The organism is Nostoc sp. DedQUE02, from assembly GCF_034531035.1.
Classification (GTDB): Bacteria; Cyanobacteriota; Cyanobacteriia; order Cyanobacteriales; family Nostocaceae; genus Nostoc.
The window spans coordinates 1-17,500 of record NZ_JAVRBY020000098.1; the positions used below are offsets into that span (position 1 = coordinate 1).

The 17,500-nt window shown below is 41.5% G+C and carries 20 protein-coding genes; 9 read left to right on the top strand and 11 right to left on the bottom strand.

Annotation, left to right across the window (positions count from 1 at the left end):
- Window positions 1-121: 121 nt before the first annotated feature.
- From RMX98_RS34220 to RMX98_RS34250, 7 genes are all read right to left on the bottom strand, one after another.
- Entirely contained in the window at window positions 122-1,237 is a 1,116-nt protein-coding gene (locus RMX98_RS34220; RefSeq protein ID WP_322678489.1) for an LptF/LptG family permease, read from the bottom strand.
- Window positions 1,238-1,461: 224 nt separating this feature from the next.
- Window positions 1,462-2,190 carry an LPS export ABC transporter ATP-binding protein gene (lptB, locus tag RMX98_RS34225; RefSeq protein ID WP_322678490.1) on the bottom strand — a complete coding sequence of 243 codons (729 nt, stop codon included), beginning with the start codon at window positions 2,188-2,190 and terminating at the stop codon, window positions 1,462-1,464.
- Between the two features lie 30 nt (window positions 2,191-2,220).
- On the bottom strand, window positions 2,221-2,718 hold the full coding sequence (locus tag RMX98_RS34230; RefSeq protein ID WP_322678491.1) for an LptA/OstA family protein: 498 nt from the start codon (window positions 2,716-2,718) through the stop codon (window positions 2,221-2,223).
- A 358-nt stretch (window positions 2,719-3,076) separates the two neighbouring features.
- Complete coding sequence (locus RMX98_RS34235) at window positions 3,077-3,469, bottom strand: DUF309 domain-containing protein (RefSeq protein ID WP_322678492.1); 393 nt, start codon at window positions 3,467-3,469, stop codon at window positions 3,077-3,079.
- Window positions 3,466-3,831, bottom strand: a complete 366-nt coding sequence (locus tag RMX98_RS34240) for a ferredoxin thioredoxin reductase catalytic beta subunit (protein ID WP_292854015.1) — start codon at window positions 3,829-3,831, stop codon at window positions 3,466-3,468. Before RMX98_RS34240 ends, RMX98_RS34235 begins: the two co-directional genes overlap by 4 nt.
- Before the next feature lie 206 nt (window positions 3,832-4,037).
- Window positions 4,038-5,198 carry a DUF58 domain-containing protein gene (locus tag RMX98_RS34245; protein ID WP_322678493.1) on the bottom strand — a complete coding sequence of 387 codons (1,161 nt, stop codon included), beginning with the start codon at window positions 5,196-5,198 and terminating at the stop codon, window positions 4,038-4,040.
- Between the two features lie 96 nt (window positions 5,199-5,294).
- Window positions 5,295-5,912 carry a Uma2 family endonuclease gene (locus RMX98_RS34250; protein ID WP_322678494.1) on the bottom strand — a complete coding sequence of 206 codons (618 nt, stop codon included), beginning with the start codon at window positions 5,910-5,912 and terminating at the stop codon, window positions 5,295-5,297.
- A 161-nt stretch (window positions 5,913-6,073) separates the two neighbouring features.
- Here RMX98_RS34250 and RMX98_RS34255 point away from each other — a divergent pair, with 161 nt between their 5' ends.
- A complete protein-coding gene (locus RMX98_RS34255) occupies window positions 6,074-6,391 on the top strand; it encodes a DUF5615 family PIN-like protein (protein ID WP_322678495.1) in 318 nt (105 codons plus the stop codon).
- A 277-nt stretch (window positions 6,392-6,668) separates the two neighbouring features.
- Here the strand turns inward: RMX98_RS34255 and RMX98_RS34260 are convergent, their stop codons facing one another.
- Window positions 6,669-6,902 (bottom strand): hypothetical protein, encoded by a 234-nt coding sequence (locus RMX98_RS34260; protein WP_322678496.1) that lies wholly within the window; start codon window positions 6,900-6,902, stop codon window positions 6,669-6,671.
- Window positions 6,886-7,161, bottom strand: a complete 276-nt coding sequence (locus RMX98_RS34265; protein ID WP_322678497.1) for a BrnT family toxin — start codon at window positions 7,159-7,161, stop codon at window positions 6,886-6,888. Before RMX98_RS34265 ends, RMX98_RS34260 begins: the two co-directional genes overlap by 17 nt.
- A gap of 49 nt (window positions 7,162-7,210) precedes the next feature.
- Here RMX98_RS34265 and RMX98_RS34270 point away from each other — a divergent pair, with 49 nt between their 5' ends.
- The 5 genes from RMX98_RS34270 (at window position 7,211) to RMX98_RS34290 (ending at window position 9,114) form a co-directional block, all read left to right on the top strand.
- Window positions 7,211-7,468 carry a hypothetical protein gene (locus RMX98_RS34270; protein WP_322678498.1) on the top strand — a complete coding sequence of 86 codons (258 nt, stop codon included), beginning with the start codon at window positions 7,211-7,213 and terminating at the stop codon, window positions 7,466-7,468.
- Between the two features lie 51 nt (window positions 7,469-7,519).
- Window positions 7,520-7,813: a DUF433 domain-containing protein gene (locus RMX98_RS34275; protein WP_322678499.1), complete on the top strand. Its 294-nt coding sequence runs from the start codon at window positions 7,520-7,522 to the stop codon at window positions 7,811-7,813.
- Entirely contained in the window at window positions 7,810-8,181 is a 372-nt protein-coding gene (locus RMX98_RS34280; RefSeq protein WP_322678500.1) for a DUF5615 family PIN-like protein, read from the top strand. The genes RMX98_RS34275 and RMX98_RS34280 overlap by 4 nt, the downstream gene beginning before the upstream one ends.
- Window positions 8,182-8,465: 284 nt before the next feature.
- The gene (locus tag RMX98_RS34285; RefSeq protein ID WP_322678501.1) at window positions 8,466-8,843 is read left to right on the top strand and encodes a hypothetical protein; all 378 of its coding nucleotides are present in this window, start codon (window positions 8,466-8,468) and stop codon (window positions 8,841-8,843) included.
- 58 nt (window positions 8,844-8,901) lie between these two features.
- The gene (locus RMX98_RS34290) at window positions 8,902-9,114 is read left to right on the top strand and encodes a hypothetical protein (protein WP_322678502.1); all 213 of its coding nucleotides are present in this window, start codon (window positions 8,902-8,904) and stop codon (window positions 9,112-9,114) included.
- Window positions 9,115-9,396: 282 nt separating this feature from the next.
- Here RMX98_RS34290 and typA read toward each other — a convergent pair whose 3' ends face one another.
- Window positions 9,397-11,187 (bottom strand): translational GTPase TypA, encoded by a 1,791-nt coding sequence (gene typA, locus RMX98_RS34295; RefSeq protein WP_322678503.1) that lies wholly within the window; start codon window positions 11,185-11,187, stop codon window positions 9,397-9,399.
- Between the two features lie 627 nt (window positions 11,188-11,814).
- Between typA and RMX98_RS34300 the strand changes: the two genes are divergently transcribed.
- The 3 genes from RMX98_RS34300 (at window position 11,815) to RMX98_RS34310 (ending at window position 16,035) form a co-directional block, all read left to right on the top strand.
- Complete coding sequence (locus RMX98_RS34300) at window positions 11,815-13,185, top strand: serine/threonine-protein kinase (RefSeq protein ID WP_322678504.1); 1,371 nt, start codon at window positions 11,815-11,817, stop codon at window positions 13,183-13,185.
- 72 nt (window positions 13,186-13,257) lie between these two features.
- Entirely contained in the window at window positions 13,258-14,718 is a 1,461-nt protein-coding gene (locus tag RMX98_RS34305; RefSeq protein WP_322678505.1) for an ABC transporter substrate-binding protein, read from the top strand.
- A 264-nt stretch (window positions 14,719-14,982) separates the two neighbouring features.
- Complete coding sequence (locus RMX98_RS34310) at window positions 14,983-16,035, top strand: hemerythrin domain-containing protein (protein ID WP_322678506.1); 1,053 nt, start codon at window positions 14,983-14,985, stop codon at window positions 16,033-16,035.
- An 81-nt stretch (window positions 16,036-16,116) separates the two neighbouring features.
- On the opposite strand, the gene RMX98_RS34315 is transcribed toward RMX98_RS34310, so the two are convergent.
- Complete coding sequence (locus RMX98_RS34315) at window positions 16,117-17,301, bottom strand: M20 family metallopeptidase (RefSeq protein WP_322678507.1); 1,185 nt, start codon at window positions 17,299-17,301, stop codon at window positions 16,117-16,119.
- Between the last annotated feature and the right edge of the window lie 199 nt (window positions 17,302-17,500).

The following is a 17,500-nucleotide window of genomic DNA, read 5'->3' on the forward strand; positions in this document are numbered from 1 at the left end:
GGGAAAAGGGGAAAGATTAAATTTATTCCTTTTCCCTTTAACCTTTAACCTTTAACCTTTTCCCCTGCTCCCCTGCTTCCCCTGCTCCCCCTGCTTCCCCTGCTTCCCCTGCTATCTCAATTTACCGTTTGGCAACTCGCATCAATAAGAATAGACCTATTCCCAAAAAAAGAAAGTTGGGCAACCAAGCCCCCACAAAGGGAGAAAGGACACCTGCTTGTGCGATCGCCCCACTAATGAAGAAAATTAAGTAGTACGAAAAAATTACTACGACACTAATACCAAAGCTGGTGCCTCTCCCAGTTCGCTGGGGTATGCTTCCCATCGCTGCGCCTACTAAGCCAAAAACTACGCACACAAAGGGCAAGGAAATTTTTTGTTGAATCCGCACTTCAAGTTTACGAATTTTTTGGCGATCGCCACCAAGATTTTCCACTTCTAGTTGCTGTAGTGCTTCAGCAATATTCATCTCACCATAATCTCGGCTTTTTTCTGCTAGACTTAATGGCGTGCGCGGTAGTTGCAGTTGTTGGTGTTCAAATCTAACGATGTTGCGATAAGAGCGATCGGCAGCAACAAAATAGATCGTACCGTTGTAAAAATCCCAAACACTTTGAGAAGGATTCCACTGGGCTGATTCTGATACCACAATTTGATTCAGATTTTTGGTTGAGCGATCTATAATCGTCAACCCTGTCATACGCTTACCATCAAATTGGTCGGCGTAAAACAAGCGTGTCAATATCCGATTCTTAGAGCCATCCCCCTGGACAAGATCCTGGTATTCAGGATAGAAAATATTTTGCTGTTTCAAAATTGGCTTATCTGATTTAAGTGCTTTATCCAGAGTCATCGCCGCTTGATAATTTGCTGCTGGTGCAATTTGCTCATTAAACACAAATGTCAATCCTGTAACCACAAGACTTAACATCACAGCAGTTAGCACCATCCGATAGACACTTACGCCACAACCACGCAGCGCAATTAATTCGCTCTCGCTAGAAAGACGACTGTAAGTCATCAAAGTAGCCAGCAGCGTAGACATGGGGAAGGCTAAAACGATAAAGTTAGGAAATTTTAACAAAAAAACTTGAATAGCAATGTCTATGGGTAGCCCAGATTCTACGATTTTTCTGATCAGATCAAATACAGCATCAATGGTGACACCAAGTGATGAAAAAGCTCCGACACCAAAGAAAAACGGCGCTAACAATTCGCTGGCAAGGTAGCGATCCATGATCGTAAAAGGCAGCAGCGAATAGAGACTGTTGAAAGACGTAAATTTCTTTGATATCATAAGCAACTTTAAAATTTAGATATTGAGAACCCTGGCAAAGCAAAGAATATTTACTATATTTAGTATCAAAATTAAATTCTTAATGGCTAAAAATTAACTAAGAAATTCATGCTGAAGAATAAATCAAAATATCATTTGAAATGATTAACTAAATAATTGTGAATTTAAACTTGAAAATTATCCCCTAAATAATATTGCCGCACTAGCGGGTTGCTGTAGAGTTCGTCAGCACCACCAAAAGCGAGGATTTGTCCCTCACGCATGATGTAGGCGCGATCAGTGATGGCGAGGGTTTCGCGGACATTATGATCTGTAATTAAGATTCCCATACCGCGATCGCGCAGTTGGGCGACGATTTGCTGAATTTCTGAGACTGCGATCGGATCAACTCCCGCAAAAGGTTCATCCAAAAGCAAAAATTTGGGCCCTTCTCGTCCAGCAGCTAAAGACCTTGCTAATTCCGTCCGTCGTCGCTCACCACCAGAAAGTTGAATTCCTTTACTTTTAGCTACTTTTTCCAACCGAAACTCCCGCAGTAAAGTTCTAAGCCGGATTGACCACTCCCATCGTGGCACATTAGTTTGCTCTAGCACCAACAGAATATTATCCTCTACCGAGAGTTGGCGAAAAACACTTGCTTCTTGGGCTAGATAGCCAATACCCAGTCGTGCCCTTTTATGCATAGGCATTCCCGTCACGTCTACATTACCCAGCCAAACTTTTCCTTGATTGGGTTTTTCTAAACCTGTGGCAATGTAAAAAGTCGTCGTTTTACCAGCCCCATTGGGGCCTAGTAAGCCAACAATTTCGCCCTGAGCAACAGAAAGGTTGACACGATTGACAATTACTCGCTTGCCGTAAGATTTGTGAATATTCTCTAAAACAATTTTCACGCTGGAAGCACCCTTTCTTGGTGGTAAATGCTAATTAGAAGGCTTCAAAGGTGGTGTATTTGGGGCAGGTGTCGCAGTTTGTCCATTATTATCTGATTCTTGCACCATGTAGATGGACTCTACCTGACGGTTGGATTGGGGTAAAGCAACAAATCGCCCTTCATCAATTAAATAGGTTACTTTCTCTGCTCGGATACTGTTACCGCCCTGTTGCAAAATATAGACATTGCCACTGAAATCGATTCGGCGTTCTTTACTAAAATACTGTGCTTGGGCAGCTGTTGCCTGAAGTTGGCGAGCCGGATACAACATTTGCACATTCCCGCGAGCAGTGATTACTTGATTTTTCGCGTCATATTCTTGCACATCAGCGCGGATAGTCAGGGGGCGATTTGCCTGAGATGTTTGTGCAGTAGCGGTTTGCACTTGGGTAGGGAAGGCAAAAGCACCCAAGAATATAGCTGGTAGCATTAAAGCTAATCCAAAGCGACGTATTTGGGATAAGGGCAATTGATAGCAGGGCATCATAGCAATTGGGGATTTAGGATTTCATTGCATTCTAATTATCTCAAGTACTTTATCCAGATTATGAAATATACAATCTGGAGTGATTTCTGATAACTACTAGCTGAAATAGTGACGCTACCCCCAACCTCAAGGTTTCAGCTAATTGACATCTGAATGAAAATGACGTAGGCACAATACTCTTTTTTTAACAAAGACGCTACGCGTATAAGTAATGAGTGGATGAAGGCACAACACTGTTTTTTTTAACAAAGACGCTACGCATAGCTTGCTTCCACGTAGTAGTACGGGAAGCCCTCGGCTAGATGAATTTTGCCTACCAAGGATTTCGGGTAACGCATAATTAATTTCACTTCTATGTCTAATCAGTCGTTAGCACAATTTTAGGCAAAGATAAGACTTGATTTTCGCCCAGATTACCAGCAGCAATCAAGTCTTGCCCTATTTGTTGTAATGTCGCCAACAACACTGCGGTCTGACTCAATAGCTCATCTACGTCAACGCCACTGTAACTAGATGGGTAACGGCGTAGGCGATTACTGCCTTCTCCCAATAGAATTACAGCACCTCGCCAGTTCCGATTTTCCAAATGATACAGTGCCACAGCAATTTGGAGAATTCCTTGATAAAAGCTTTTTTCCGGTTCGCTAGCTTCAATCCACAAAGCCTCTAAAGTGTCATGACAAGCGTAGAACTGTCCAGAATTGAACTGTTCTACGCCTTGCCAAAACTCTTGGGGGATGATTTCGCTCATCCCATACTGTCTCGTACTTCTTTGATTGTTTCTAGAGAGATTTCTTGTTTGTCTCCAGCAAACTCGTTGTCAGAGGTGAGGAATAACATGCAATGGCACTCTTTGCGTTCTCTCATTGGCACACAAGGACAGTTCCAATATGTGGCGTGAATTTCAGCTTCTTTATCTTCGTAATGGCGACAAGGACATAAAGGCGCACCCAGGTCGTCTTTATGTTTGGCTAATCCTTCAATCACAACTGCGGTGACAGAAGGTTCAGAACAGAAGTATGTTCCAGTACGCTTGGCGTATTGTTCGGAAAAATGCCGCATTGCCTCTAGGCTTTTATCGCTGGATTTTGTGTTATGTTCTGATGCGATCATGTCGTTCATAATTTAAATATTTCTTTGCATTGTACCTCAGCCTCATGTGGGGATTACTGGGTGTATTTCCCCAACCTTACCTGCTCAAATTGTTTGACATTTGTTCAAAGGCTGATATATCTGCTGTCCTGGGATCGGAGAAAATCTCAGAAATTGCAGAAGTTGAACTTGTCAGTGGTCTTTGAAATTATAAAATTTGAATTGATTTATGAATGTAATGTTTTTTGTAGCTGGGGTTGCAGTGGATCATCGCTTTGTAAAACTATACCAGGGTGTTCCCAATTAATTACCTCTTGTTCTGCTGGTGAGGAAATATTTGGCCATAAAACCCAGCGACTACCTTGAGGAAGAGTAGCAAGGCTCAGGGGGTTTTGAGTTAGCCAAATCAAAGGATAGCTTTTAGGAACAACTGAATTGGCATCTTCTAAGGCTGTGGTTGCTGCTAAGGTTTCTAGAACAAAACGTTCGCCTTTAATTAAATTTGTTGATGCTGTCCACAGTTGCACCTGTAATTCTTGTTGCTGTGCATAAAAATACAGCGATGCTGCGGCAATTACTGCTTGTTCAAAGTTTTCTTCTTCCCAATTGCTAGCACTGTCGAGGGCAATCACTATTTCTTGTCCACCTGTCACCATTTCTAACTCCCGCACCCTTAATTCCCCATAACGGGCACTAGTCCGCCAGTGAATCAAGCGAGTAGGATCTCCTAGACGGTAGGGACGGAGCGATCGCACCAGCCCAGTTGTCGCTGTTTGCAAGGGTTTACCACGAGGATCGCCCCTTCTGCTCTCTTCTTGCCCCATTTCATCTACTAGGGGGCAGGTAGCCAAGGGTAACACTGTGGGATAAACGATCGCTGTAGCAGCACAATCACGCTGACGGCGACACCAAAACAATCCCAAAGGCGCACCAGAAGCAAGTTCAACTGTGTGCCAGCGATAAACACCCCGGCGCACAGTCGGGTGATAATATACCCAACGGTAACTACCTTGGCTAGGAATTGTTTCGATTGCCTTTTGTACTGGTTTCCCTAAGACGAAGGGCAGTATATCTTCAACTTGCAATAAGCTTACAGGCTGCTGTGTCTGATTGCAGATTTCTAATTCCACCGTTAGATCGTCGCCTGCTGAGACAGGTTGTATGGGACGGCGGGTGATGGATAGATTTGTGAGCGATCGCGGCGGTAAGATGGCTGCTACACCCAAAAGGGCAAAACTGATGCCGCTAATGGCATACAGCCAACCAGCCATCGTATTGATACCTGCTCCAAAAAAACAAATAGCCGTTACTGCTAGCACCCAACCGCCATAAGTAGGGGCACAAGCACGGGTTTCTAACCAATTAGTGATGGGTTTGATGATTTTCATGTTTCTTTTTTAACCCAACACCACCCCAAATTCACAGTGTAAAGATGTCGCTAACTTTTAAATGTGTGAAATGAAAGCAGCACCGAGAGATAAGCGTTAAATTTCTCGACGAAACGCTCTAATGGCTTCCCCAGTATCAGTCTCAGCCATCAAAATGTAGCGTCTCAATAAATCCAAATTGAGGTCATTGAGTCCGGGTAGTTGGCTACGATCAATGCGTTCATAGCTGCCGTTATGCAAATGATAGAGCATTAATAGCCCATCTTCCCAAAACCAGACTTCCGGTACTCCCAGAGCTTTATAGCGTTCTAATTTGCTGATAGCACCACTGGTAAAAACCACTTCTATGGACAAATCTGGAATCGGTTTTGCGCTTCCAATGCAGTAGGACTCGTCCGCTTGAACCGAAACAACCCCTTCTTTTTCCTGAGTCATTGAACGGGTCGGCTGAAAGAAAATGCCTTTTTCAACGAGAAAGATTGTCACTAAATAACCGATAATACTGGCAAAAATTTCATGTTCGCGTCCCGGCATGAGAATTTCGATCGTATTGTCATAAAAAAACAGCCGCACACCAGGAGAACCGTCAAAACCCTTTTGGATGAACTTAAACTGTTCCCACGTCCCATAATGGACAATGCGTTGATCGGTAGTTTGGTCAAGTAGTGGGGGCATCGCGTTTACCTCTAGCAATCCCTGCCTGAATTTTGACATACTGTTTGCCAGCATGATTATGCATAGGCTTTAAAAACAATTGATTTGTTCAATTGCGTAGGCGTAGCCCGTCCTAGACATCGCATTTTAGGAGAATATGGCAATGGCGATCGCGGTTTCTCGAATCGTCATCAGAATCACCTCTGCCAAAATTCCTAATTTTGCATCGACATAAAATTTTTATTCTTCTACTCTACCAGATGAATATTATCTATGGAATTGATATCACAACAACCAATGATGTGGAATTACGCACCCAAACCGATGAAGTCCAGTTAGCGTTTATTCAAGAAACACAAAGAGTATTGTTTACCCAAGATGCAGATTTTTTGATTATTGCAAGTTTTAGACTTGATCATCCTGGTATTACTTACTTCAATAAAGGAACTCGTTCAATTGGTGAAATCATTCAAACCTTGGTTTTGATTTATGAGGTGATGACACCTGAAGAGATGATAGAACGTGTCGAGTTTGTGTGAAATCAAAGCATCATCAAGCATAGCGGGGATAAATCTGAATTGCCTCTCTGTTAATATATTCCCAAGCGGGTGATTCTTCAATGTGTGGAAGTTTTAAGAATTCTTCTAGATCGTGTTTTGTGGAACTGTAATTTTTCTTTGCGTCAACCCAATATTTTCCCTAATTCGATTACAAGCAAAAGCAGGTCAGCCGTTGGAACAAGTGGTTTTTCAACAGGTCAGCTTTCACAATATTCACTTTCCTTGCGTTTGGCTTTACGAGCCAAAATGATCTCGATTATGTTGTTGTGTTGGTCTGCTGGCGTTGAGCTACCTGAATTAACAACCTCAATGCGTTATTCACCGCTTCATCGTTGGGAAAAGCTTGGGCAACATCAGGATCTAAAAGCACTAAGTTGGTTTTTGTACGATATCGCTTAACATATTTACCTCTAACCCCTCCTTTCATTTGAGCGAAGTCGTACTCAGGACGTAATTCATCTTCCATTTCGTTTTCAACTTCCTTCTTCATAAAACCTCTTCTCTTGGCGAGTAGCTTTTCGGGCGCTAATAATTCTTATCTTTTCCTCCCTATCAGTATGTGCAACAACTAAAAGTTGTTCAAACCTAGATAAGCCAATAATAACGTAGCGACTTTCTCTAACGGAGTGGTCAGGATCGGGGAAAGTTATAGATAGCGGGTCATTAAATACAGTTGCAGCTTCCTGAAAAGAAACACCATGCTTCTCAAGGTTTAGTGTAGCTTTGTCTGAATTCCATTCAAATTCCATTTACAAGTCTCTTTGCCTTCCCCTTCCAGAGTTTAACAGGCTGCTTGGCTTGTGCTGCGATCAAATTAATGTGCGATCGCGCTGTAAATCTATGCTATTAACTGGCGATCGCAGTTTCACGAATAGTCCTGATAATTGCCTTTTTCAGTCCTCTTCACTTTTACTCAAGGATTTGAATAAATGTACGGTAAGGGCGATCGCTTTTTGTAAGAATGCCTGCTGGCAGGGTTCAGGCAGGCCGCTTAAGCAGGTTTATCTGGCTGCATCTGTAACTTTGTTAGAGCTAGAACTGCTAATGTATTATTAAACTATGGAATAGATGTAGAAGATTCATTGATTCAGTTAGAGTTGAAAAAACATGGTGGCAATAGTTGATATTGGAACCCTAATTGTGAGGACACCTCAAGTTGCTGGAGGTCGCCCTTGCATTGCTGGTACGCGCATGACTGTTCAAAACCTTGTAATGGATTCTCAAGCAGGCTTATCTCCTCAAGATATTGTGACAGAATATCCACATTTATCTCTAGCGCAAGTTTATGCGGCGCTTGCCTATTACTATGCTAATCAGGAAGCAATGGATACAGAAATTGCTTTATATCAAGCAGAATGCAATGCGCTGGAAACGAAGTGGATGTCAGGTAATTTTGCATGAGTCAAATTCGTTTCTATTTAGATGAAGATGCTGGCAAGAAATCTTTAGCTAATGGCTTACGCAATGCAGGGATTGATGTAATGACAACGGCTGAGGCAGATAGATTAGGAGCGTTTGATGATAGCCAATTAATCTGGGCAACGGAACAGAGGCGAGTTATCTATAGTTTCAATGTTGGTGATTTTTGTCAATTGCATAAAGCTTATCTCGAACAGCAACAAAAGCATTCAGGTATTGTACTTGCTGCCAAGCAGAGCTATTCAATTGGAGAACAGTTGCGAGGCTTGTTGAAGTTAGTAGAAAGTGTAGAAGCCGAGGATATGGCAAATCAATTAGTGTTTCTGAGAAAATATATTGATAATTTTTAACCTGCGATCGCTTTGTGTGAAAATATGCAAAAGAACGATGTCTACGACGGGCGTAGATGCAGCACTGTAAATCTCTGGTATGGTTTTGTGATCGCAGTTTCACGAATAGTCATGATCATTGCCTTTTTCAGTCCTCTTCATTGCTACTCAAAGATTTGACTAAATGCACGACAAGAGCGATCGCTTTCTGTAAGAGTGCCTGCTGGCTAGCGATTGCCTTTTATTGCTCACCTTCCAAATGCCCTTCAAGCTTGTATCGTATATGATAAGGGAATTTAGCCTCTGTGCCAGAATCTATGCTTAATCTTGATTACACCAATCTTGTCCAAATCATCCAGCCTTATAAGATTCCAGGACGTGAAGAAGCTAGTGCATTTTTAAGTTGGTTCTTAGTGAATATATATAGATTAAACGTTATTGAAGTTCAGAACATAGTTTGTGACGGACGTGGAGACAAGGGTATTGATGGAATTTATATTAATGAGAATGAAGAATCTATAGATATTTTTCAATCCAAGACAGTTCAAAATTCTAACAAAACTTTAGGAGACACGCAGCTTAAGGAATTTGTAGGAAGCTTGAAGCAGCTAGAAACATCTGAGGGCATAGACTCGATGATATCAACAACTGGCAGTTGGAAAAGCTTTTTGCAAAAAACCTGAAAATTTTTCCAAAAATCCTAGCGAGAAGGCAAATCTTCTTAAATGTATCCATATCATTATGGGAGATATAGTTATCGATCTCAATGCAGAATTTAAGGAAGCCGGTGGGGAAAACTTTGACTTTAAAGGAACTTTCAAAGCTCCAAATCTTCTACGTAGTCTAGCAAACAAAGTAATTACTTCTCATAAAAAACTCATTGCGCGTGACCGTGTTGACTCATTTTCTAAGTTGTGGAATACATTAGTGAATCAGAACAGCCAAAAAATATAACTTAAGTGAATTCTAGTAATAAAATTACCATAGCCGTTGCTTTCGATTTCGCTCAACCAACTGGGTAATCGAGAGTTAAGCGAAGTCGAAACTCGTTAACATAGGTATTTTTTTCATCAGAAATCCCCTTACTAGGGCTTGACTCAAGTGATCGCACCTAACTCAGAAACTCCTAACTCCACATTAATCAAAGACTCACACCTACTGGATTATCATATTGCGTAGATAGTAAAACAAAAAGCCCGCTTATGCGGGCTTTTTAAATCAATTAGATAACTTTACTTAGCGTTTCGCCAACTTCTTCGACATCTTCCGCAGGCGAATGGATTGGGGTGTAACTTCCACCAATTCGTCGGGGCCGATGTATTCCAAAGCACGCTCCAGGCTCATGTCTATCGGTGCTTGCAGTTGCACTAGTTCATCGCCACCAGCAGCGCGGTGGTTGGTTAACTGCTTGGTTTTACAGATATTCAGTTCCAAATCTTGCGGACGATTGTGTTCGCCTACAATCATGCCTCTGTAAACCTTTGTGCCGGGAGTAATAAAGAATGCTCCTCTATCTTCGGCGTTTCTCATGGCGTAGAAGGTAGAAACACCTTCTTCAAATGAGATTAAAACGCCTTTGTTACGGGCTTCAATGTCGCCACTGAGTTGACGGTAATCTAAGAAGCTGTGGTTCATGATGCCTTCACCACGAGTCATCCGCATGAATTCACCCCGGAAACCAATCAAACCACGGGCGGGAATCACAAACTCTAGTTGGGTGCGATCGCCACTACCTGGTTGCATATCTTGCATTTCGCCTTTGCGTTGTCCCAGGCGTTCGATACAGCTACCCACAGCATCAACAGGAATGTCTAACACCAAGAGTTCGTAAGGTTCGCAAGGTTGTCCGTTGACTTCGCGGTAAATTACCTGTGGCTGAGATACCTGAAACTCAAATCCTTCCCGGCGCATGGTTTCAATTAAGATACCCAGGTGGAGTTCTCCACGACCGGATACGAGGAATTTATCGGGAGAATCGGTTTCTTCGACACGCAAAGCAACGTTGGTTTCGAGTTCGCGGAAAAGGCGATCGCGTACTTGTCTTGATGTCACCAACTTTCCTTCTTGACCAGCAAAGGGCGAATCGTTCACCCAGAAGGTCATTTGCAAGGTTGGTTCATCCACTTTAATTAGTGGTAAAGCTTGCGGTTCGTTGGGGTCAGTAATCGTTTCCCCAATATAAGCATCAGCGAAACCAGCCACCGCCACAATATAACCTGCGGTTGCTTCTTCCAGGTCTACGCGCTTGAGTCCTTCAAAGCCCATCAACTTGGTGATTTTGGACTTGACAATTGTGCCATTTTCTGTAATCAAAGCCGCTTGCTGTCCAGCCCGGATAGTGCCGTTGTGAATTCTGCCAATCACAATCCGTCCCAGGTATTCAGAATAATCTAGGGTTGTGACTTGCAATTGCAGAGGCTTGTTGATGTCGCCTACTGGTGATGGAACGTGTTTCAGAATCGCGTTAAACAAAGGTTGCATGTCTACCGATTCTGCTTCTAAGGTTTCCTTAGCAAAACCTCCCATCCCGGAAGCGAAGAGATAAGGAAAATCACACTGGTCTTCATCTGCACCTAATTCCAAGAACAGATCCAAGACTTTATCAACTGCAACATGGGGGTCAGCCTGGCCGCGATCAATTTTGTTGATGACAACGATGGGGCGTAGCCCTTTTTCTAAAGCTTTTTTCAGAACAAAGCGCGTTTGGGGCATGGGGCCTTCATTGGCATCGACAATCAGAAGACATCCGTCAACCATGCCGAGTACACGTTCAACTTCGCCACCAAAGTCAGCGTGTCCAGGAGTATCAACAATATTAATTAGTGTTTCTTTGTAGCGAACTGCCGTATTTTTGGACAGGATAGTAATACCCCGTTCCCGTTCTAGGGCGTTGGAGTCCATAACGCAATCCGGAACGTCTTCGCCTTCGCGGAAAATGCCGGATTGTTTGAGGAGTGCGTCAACCAGCGTGGTTTTGCCGTGGTCAACGTGGGCGATAATGGCGACGTTGCGAATTGGGAGCGTCATAGAAGCTTTTGGTGAACTCTAGAGGGTGTTTATAAGATTTACATTTGAATGCTAGGCTGTTTTAACAGAATTGGGGATGATCGGCAAATTCTGTAAAGAACCTTTAATAATTCTAGCGTAATCGTCACAATTGCGGGGAGTTTTGTAAACCCCATAATGGAGATGTGTGGTAATTACGGCGTTGGTGGCATAAAAAAAGTATCTGTGACAAACAGGTGTTATCTGAAGGGCTGTATTGCTTTTGAGAATTAGGGTTGATTCGCCTAGAGGAATTTAGTTATTGAAATGCTTTGGTGAAAAGTACGATCTTTGACCAAAAGAGATGAATTTCCTGGCTGCTAAAAGTCAGATTATTTCCTGTTTAGGATTAAAGAGAAGCGATCGCCAAGCCTGGTTTATATTGACTAGAATGAAGTAGGTATTTCTACAAAAATATTCAACTTACACAAAATTCTCACAATGTAGAGTTAAGTCAATTGTTTAGGAGAACAAGAAGCGATCGCTACTAATATACTCAACAACAGGAGGTGAGTAAATTGTACAGAACAATTCCAGTCAGAGCAAAACTAACACTTTAGTGAATTTAAGGTATATTCTAAAAACTAATAAAATGACAGCGATAATTATATGGTCTGCTGCCTAAATCCTAATTGCGAAAATCCTAAAAATCCTGACGGGGCAAATTTCTGCTTCAGTTGTGGCACAGAGTTGGTATCGCTATTGAGAAATCGTTACCGAATCATCGCACCATTAGGGAGAGGAGGGTTTGCACGCACCTATATCGCAGAAGATATAGACAAGCTCAATGAACGATGTGTTGTGAAGCAGTTGGTTTTAAGTCAATTTTATGGTAGTCAGGGTAGTCAGGCACACAAAAAAGCGACTGAGTTGTTTGAACGAGAAGCCAAACGTCTCAAAGAATTAGGAGAACATGTCCAAATTCCCAATTTGTATGCATATTTTAAGGAAGGTGAATATGTGTATTTAGTGCAGCAGTTTATCGAAGGACAAAATCTGTTACAAGAGTTAAAACAGCAGGGAGTTTTTGATGAAGCCAAGATTCGAAATTTTTTAAATGATTTATTATCTGTGCTAGTAGATATACATCAACAACAAGTAATTCACCGAGATATTAAACCAGAAAATGTTATTCGCCGTCACAATGATGGCAAGTTGGTACTAATTGATTTTGGGGTAGCAAAGCAAAAGGCGGAACCTACAAATACTACGATCGGGACAATTATTGGTTCATTAGGTTATGCACCAATTGAGCAAATGCAATCGGGTAAAGTTTTTCTGTCTAGTGATATCTACAGTTTAGGAATAACTTGCTTTCAGTTGCTAACCAATATCTCTCCTTCGAGTTTGTGGATGAAACAAGGCTATGGTTGGACTTCTAATTGGCGGCAGCATTTAACGCAAGCTATAAGTCCAGAATTAGATATGATTCTTGATAAGTGTCTACAAGAAAATCACGAACAGCGTTATCAATCTGCACAGGCTATCTTACAAGACTTGAAAAATCTCCCACCACTCAAGTATACATTAGCTCCTACAGTTATTCCATCTACTTTGCCATCAGAAACACAACCACCAACTCAATATAAATCAACTCGATATCTACCGCAATTGTTTAACAGTAAATTATTGTTTGGAGCAATAATTGCTGGATCGGGTAGTTCGTTTTTAGCGATCGCACTTATAAGTTTTCTTGGAACTACTTGGATTAGCTCTGGATTGTGGTTGCTAATTTTAGGAGGATTAGTCTTGATTCAATCTCGCCTGCTTCTGGAAAAAGCTTATTTAATTGTTATTGCTATTATAGTTAATTTGCTGATTGTCTTTATTTTCAGAAATCTCCTAACCAATAATCTTCTAAAAGCTGGTATAAATGGGCTGTTAATTGTGGGATTGCTAGTTATTCTGGCAGGTTTATTGACAGTTATTATTGTGGGTGTATCTGAAATAATCAACAAACTGATTTCTAAATATTTTTAATTTTTTGATTTTGCTTAATTGTCACAAAGCTATTTATTTTAAATAAATTTTGTAAAATTTGGATAATTCTTCATGACAGATAAAAAAGAAAACTTGAAACTGCTTATTTCTCTATGTCTAGCTGGAGTAATGGTAGGAGGTATTTTATGGTTAATTAGCAAAGTTTCTTCTACGATTGTAACACCATCAAGCCCCATCTCAAATTCATCTTCATTGACAAATAAGGCGTCATTAATGAATTTGGGTACAAGGATTTTAGTGAAAGTGCAAACATCTCCTGAAAAAACAGATGGAGTTAAAGCTTTTGCTGAGAAAGATTACAGTACTGCTGTTAAAAAGTTTACTGATTCTCTGAAAAATAATCGCAATGACCCAGAAACTTTAATTTATTTAAACAATGCCAAAATAGCACGAGACAATTCGTCAGCTCTAAAAGTTGCGATCGTCGCACCAATTAACTTCGATCCTAGTTTAGCAGAAGAAATTTTACGCGGTGTAGCTCAAGCTCAAAATGAAGTTAATACCCAAGGAGGAATTAATGGGAAAAAATTACAAATTGTAATTGCAAGTGCTGATAATAGAGAAGATTCTGCACGTTTAGATAATGAATTAGTTGAAGATAAAAGCCTTGTAGCTGCGGTAGGTGTTAGACGTAACGCAGAAATGTATAAAGAAAAACGTTTGGTTTTAGTCTTACCCGTCGAGCTACCAAATCAAGTAGAAAACCCAGAAAAATTAGAAAATAACCCAGTAAATAGTCAGCCTAATAGTTCCACAAATAACTACTTATTTCACGTAAATCCGTTATATGATAATTTAGTAGATACTCATTCTCGCTACATTGCTCGACAAGCAAGAAATGTTGCTATTTGTGGCGATATTCGTACTTCAAGAGATAATTCAACCTTTTCATCAAATCAGATACTTGTAGAACAGTACACTCAAGTTATCAAAAAATATGGCAGTAACGTTATTAGTACTCCTTGTAATTTAGCAGATAAGAATTTTGACCCTAAAGCTTTTGTGGATCAAGCCATAGAAACAGAAAATGCAAGTGGCTTTTTACTAATGCCTTCAATCAGAAATATATATTTTGCCACCAAGGTAGCACAAGAGGTTAAAGGTAGAAAGCCATTGTTTGCTTCTGAAACTATGTACAGTGCTACAACTTTGCAAAATGGCAAGGATCTCGAAGGAATGGTATTACCTGTGTATTGGCATCGTAATGCTAATAAAGATAACCCATTTGCAAAAAATGCCTTTCAGCTTTGGAATGCACAAGTAAATCAGAGAACAGCAGGAACTTATGATGCACTCCAAGTAATTATTGCTGGTTTAAAAAAAGATAGTACCCGCGAAGGATTACAAAGGGTATTGTCTAATCCCAATTTTTCAACATCTGGTGCAACCGGAATGATTCAGTTTTCGCCATCTGGGGAGCGTCAAGGAGAAGCAATGCTTGTCAAAATTGAGCGTTGTGAGTCTTGCTCTAGTGGAACTGGTTACGATTTTGCCCTCTTGAATAAGAAGTAGTTTTTTTAATGTTAATTGTCATTCTAAAGATATAGATTGCTTTCAAATAGGTAATTTATTCAATTTGAATGTCATACTAAACTGCTTGATTTAATTGCAATCAAAAATCGAAGCGATCGCTTCGATTTTTCTCTAACAAAAAGTTTGATTTATCTACCCAGAGTTGTGAGAGCGATCGCTCAAAAGAAAGATGGAATCTCCCTAGTCTCTGTGTCAAGGTTATATCAAGTAAGAATTACGAACACTTTGCCGAGGAGAACACGGATGGTAACTACTTTAGATGATACGAAACGCAATGCTATTGCTGTAAAACTTGCAAGTCTCAAAGCTCTGCAACAGTTGGTCATCGAAAATGAACAATCGCTTTTGACGCAAGGACTTGATGCTGAAATTGCCGATCGCATCCGAAATTTTCTCAATGATGATGAAAAAAACCTTGGTGTTCTGGAAACCGTAATTGGTCAGTATGGCATTCAGGCTGAACCCAAAAAAAATGTTACAGAATTCATTGAAAAAGCTCGTGAATTGTTCAAAGGTTCTGAGTTGAGCCTGTATGAAAAAGTATCTCAACATGAATTGCTGAAACATCAAGCAGTAATGAGTGGTTTGATCGTTCACAAAGCTGCTCAAAAAGTTGGTGCTGATGTGTTGCTAGCGATCGGGCCTTTGAATACAATTAACTTTGAGAACCGCGCCCACCAAGAGCAACTTAAAGGCATTCTGGAAATTCTGGGTGTCCGCGAACTCACTGGACAAGATGCAGATCAAGGAATTTGGGCACGTGTTCAAGACGCTATGGCCGCAGTTAGTGGTGTAGTAGGTAGTGCTGTCACCCAAAACAGTGACAAAAAGGATCTAAATATCCAAGATGTCATCCGCCTCGATCACAACAAGGTAAATACCTTATTCACCCAACTACTACAAAGCAACGATCCACAAAAAATCCAAGAGTATTTCGGTCAAATTTACAAGGATTTAAGTGCCCACGCTGAAGCTGAAGAAGAAGTAGTCTACCCCAGAGTACGTCCTTTCTACGGTCAAGATAACACCCAAGAATTGTTTGATGAACAAGCTCATGCCAAGCAGGCGTTAGAGGAAATTAAGGCTCTTAGCCCATCTTCACCTCAATTCAAAGAAAAAGTTAAACAGTTGATGGACGCGATTGGCGACCATATTCGTCAAGAAGAAAGCACAATGTTTGCTGCCATTCGTAACAACTTGAGCAGCGATGAAAGCGAGCAACTGGCTACTGAATTCAAAGCCGCTAAGACCAAAATTCAAGAGAAATTGGGCGTTGTTAGCGAATCCAATGTGTAGAATGCTTTTGAGCTTTCTATAGCCTTTAAAAAAGGTTAGTTAAACAAAAACTCCCAGCATTTATCTGCTGGGAGTTTTTGTTTACAAATTTTGCTGACAGTATTTATAAGCTGTGTATGCCATAGTTACAACCCCGGTGATAATTGCAGATTCATCGACTTCAAATTGGGGATGGTGTAAAGGGTGATTAATGACTCTTTCTTTGTAGCCGACACCCAAGCGAAACATAGAACCAGGGACGTGTTCCAAATATATAGAAAAATCTTCAGCACCAAGGGAAGGTTCGGGTAGTACTTGAACGCGATCGCTACTCCAAGCTTCTTCGGCGGCTGATTGTAACAATTGCGTCAGGGTGTAATCATTTTGGACGCTGGGTACACCTTGGCGATAATTGACTTGATACTTCGCTCCGTAGGTATGGCAAACATTAGATACAATGTTTTCAATCCAGTTCGGGAGATGGGCACGGGTTTCGGGATGGAGCGATCGCACCGTTCCCAATAATTGCACTTTATCAGCAATTATATTCGGCGCTCTGCCACCATTAATTTTCCCGATACTCAATACTACAGGACGCAAAGGATTTTGTGTCCGGCTGATAGCTTGTTGCAGCGCAGTAATCACTTGGCAAGCAATCCAAATCGCATCAATCGCCTCATGGGGACGCGCCCCGTGTCCAGATTCTCCCATAATCAGAATCTCTAAATCATCAGCTGCGGCTGTCAAAGCCCCGTAACGCACCCCAATAGATCCTGCGGGTATAGAAGGGAAAACATGAACCCCTAATAAAGCTGAGACATTTTCCATCGCCCCATCTTTCACCATCCAGCTTGCCCCTTGAGCAATTTCCTCGGCTGGCTGAAATAAAAACCGCACTTTCCCACCCAACTCCTCAGCCATTTGGGACAGCACCATTGCCGTTCCTAACCCTACAGTGGTATGAACATCGTGACCGCAAGCGTGCATAATCCCATTTGCACGAGAGGCATATTCTAAATTAGTACCCTCTTGAATTGGCAAGGCATCCATATCAGTGCGAATCGCCAATAAACGGTCATTTTGACCAGTGCCTTGGAGTTCTCCAATCACGCCCGTTTTACCAACTCCTTCTTGTACATGCAGCCCACTGGACGACAAAACACCAGCTACAAAGGCTGCTGTTTGGTACTCTTGACCACTGAGTTCTGGGTGAGAGTGGATGTGGCGGCGAATTTCAATTAAGCGGGGCGCTAGTTTTGCTGCTAAGTCTTTTATATGGGTAAGCATCGATTTAATTAATCTATAGGCTAGGCTTTTTTCCCATGATAAAGAACTGTTAACAAACAAAATGCTTTTGCTATACGAATGATGCGTGAAGAAAGAGGCAGGGGAGCAGGGGAGCAGGGGGACAGGGGAAAAGGTTATGGTTCGGCAAGCTCACCAACCAGGTTAAAGGGAAAAGGAATAAATTTAATCTTTCCCCTTT

Bases quoted from the DNA above. Each gene is read 5' to 3' on its own strand.
- RMX98_RS34250 (WP_322678494.1), bottom strand. From the start codon at position 5,912: ATGTCAAAATTCAGGCAGGGATTGCTAGAGGTAAACGCGATGCCCCCA.
- RMX98_RS34245 (WP_322678493.1), bottom strand. From the start codon at position 5,198: ATGAAAATCATCAAACCCATCACTAATTGGTTAGAAACCCGTGCTTGT.
- RMX98_RS34305 (WP_322678505.1), top strand. From the start codon at position 13,258: ATGACAGATAAAAAAGAAAACTTGAAACTGCTTATTTCTCTATGTCTA.
- RMX98_RS34265 (WP_322678497.1), bottom strand. From the start codon at position 7,161: ATGGAATTTGAATGGAATTCAGACAAAGCTACACTAAACCTTGAGAAG.
- RMX98_RS34235 (WP_322678492.1), bottom strand. From the start codon at position 3,469: ATGAGCGAAATCATCCCCCAAGAGTTTTGGCAAGGCGTAGAACAGTTC.
- RMX98_RS34260 (WP_322678496.1), bottom strand. From the start codon at position 6,902: ATGAAGAAGGAAGTTGAAAACGAAATGGAAGATGAATTACGTCCTGAG.
- RMX98_RS34300 (WP_322678504.1), top strand. From the start codon at position 11,815: ATGGTCTGCTGCCTAAATCCTAATTGCGAAAATCCTAAAAATCCTGAC.
- RMX98_RS34315 (WP_322678507.1), bottom strand. From the start codon at position 17,301: ATGCTTACCCATATAAAAGACTTAGCAGCAAAACTAGCGCCCCGCTTA.
- typA (WP_322678503.1), bottom strand. From the start codon at position 11,187: ATGACGCTCCCAATTCGCAACGTCGCCATTATCGCCCACGTTGACCAC.
- RMX98_RS34230 (WP_322678491.1), bottom strand. From the start codon at position 2,718: ATGATGCCCTGCTATCAATTGCCCTTATCCCAAATACGTCGCTTTGGA.
- RMX98_RS34275 (WP_322678499.1), top strand. From the start codon at position 7,520: ATGGTGGCAATAGTTGATATTGGAACCCTAATTGTGAGGACACCTCAA.
- RMX98_RS34280 (WP_322678500.1), top strand. From the start codon at position 7,810: ATGAGTCAAATTCGTTTCTATTTAGATGAAGATGCTGGCAAGAAATCT.
- RMX98_RS34310 (WP_322678506.1), top strand. From the start codon at position 14,983: ATGGTAACTACTTTAGATGATACGAAACGCAATGCTATTGCTGTAAAA.
- RMX98_RS34290 (WP_322678502.1), top strand. From the start codon at position 8,902: ATGGGAGATATAGTTATCGATCTCAATGCAGAATTTAAGGAAGCCGGT.
- RMX98_RS34220 (WP_322678489.1), bottom strand. From the start codon at position 1,237: ATGGATCGCTACCTTGCCAGCGAATTGTTAGCGCCGTTTTTCTTTGGT.
- RMX98_RS34240 (WP_292854015.1), bottom strand. From the start codon at position 3,831: ATGATCGCATCAGAACATAACACAAAATCCAGCGATAAAAGCCTAGAG.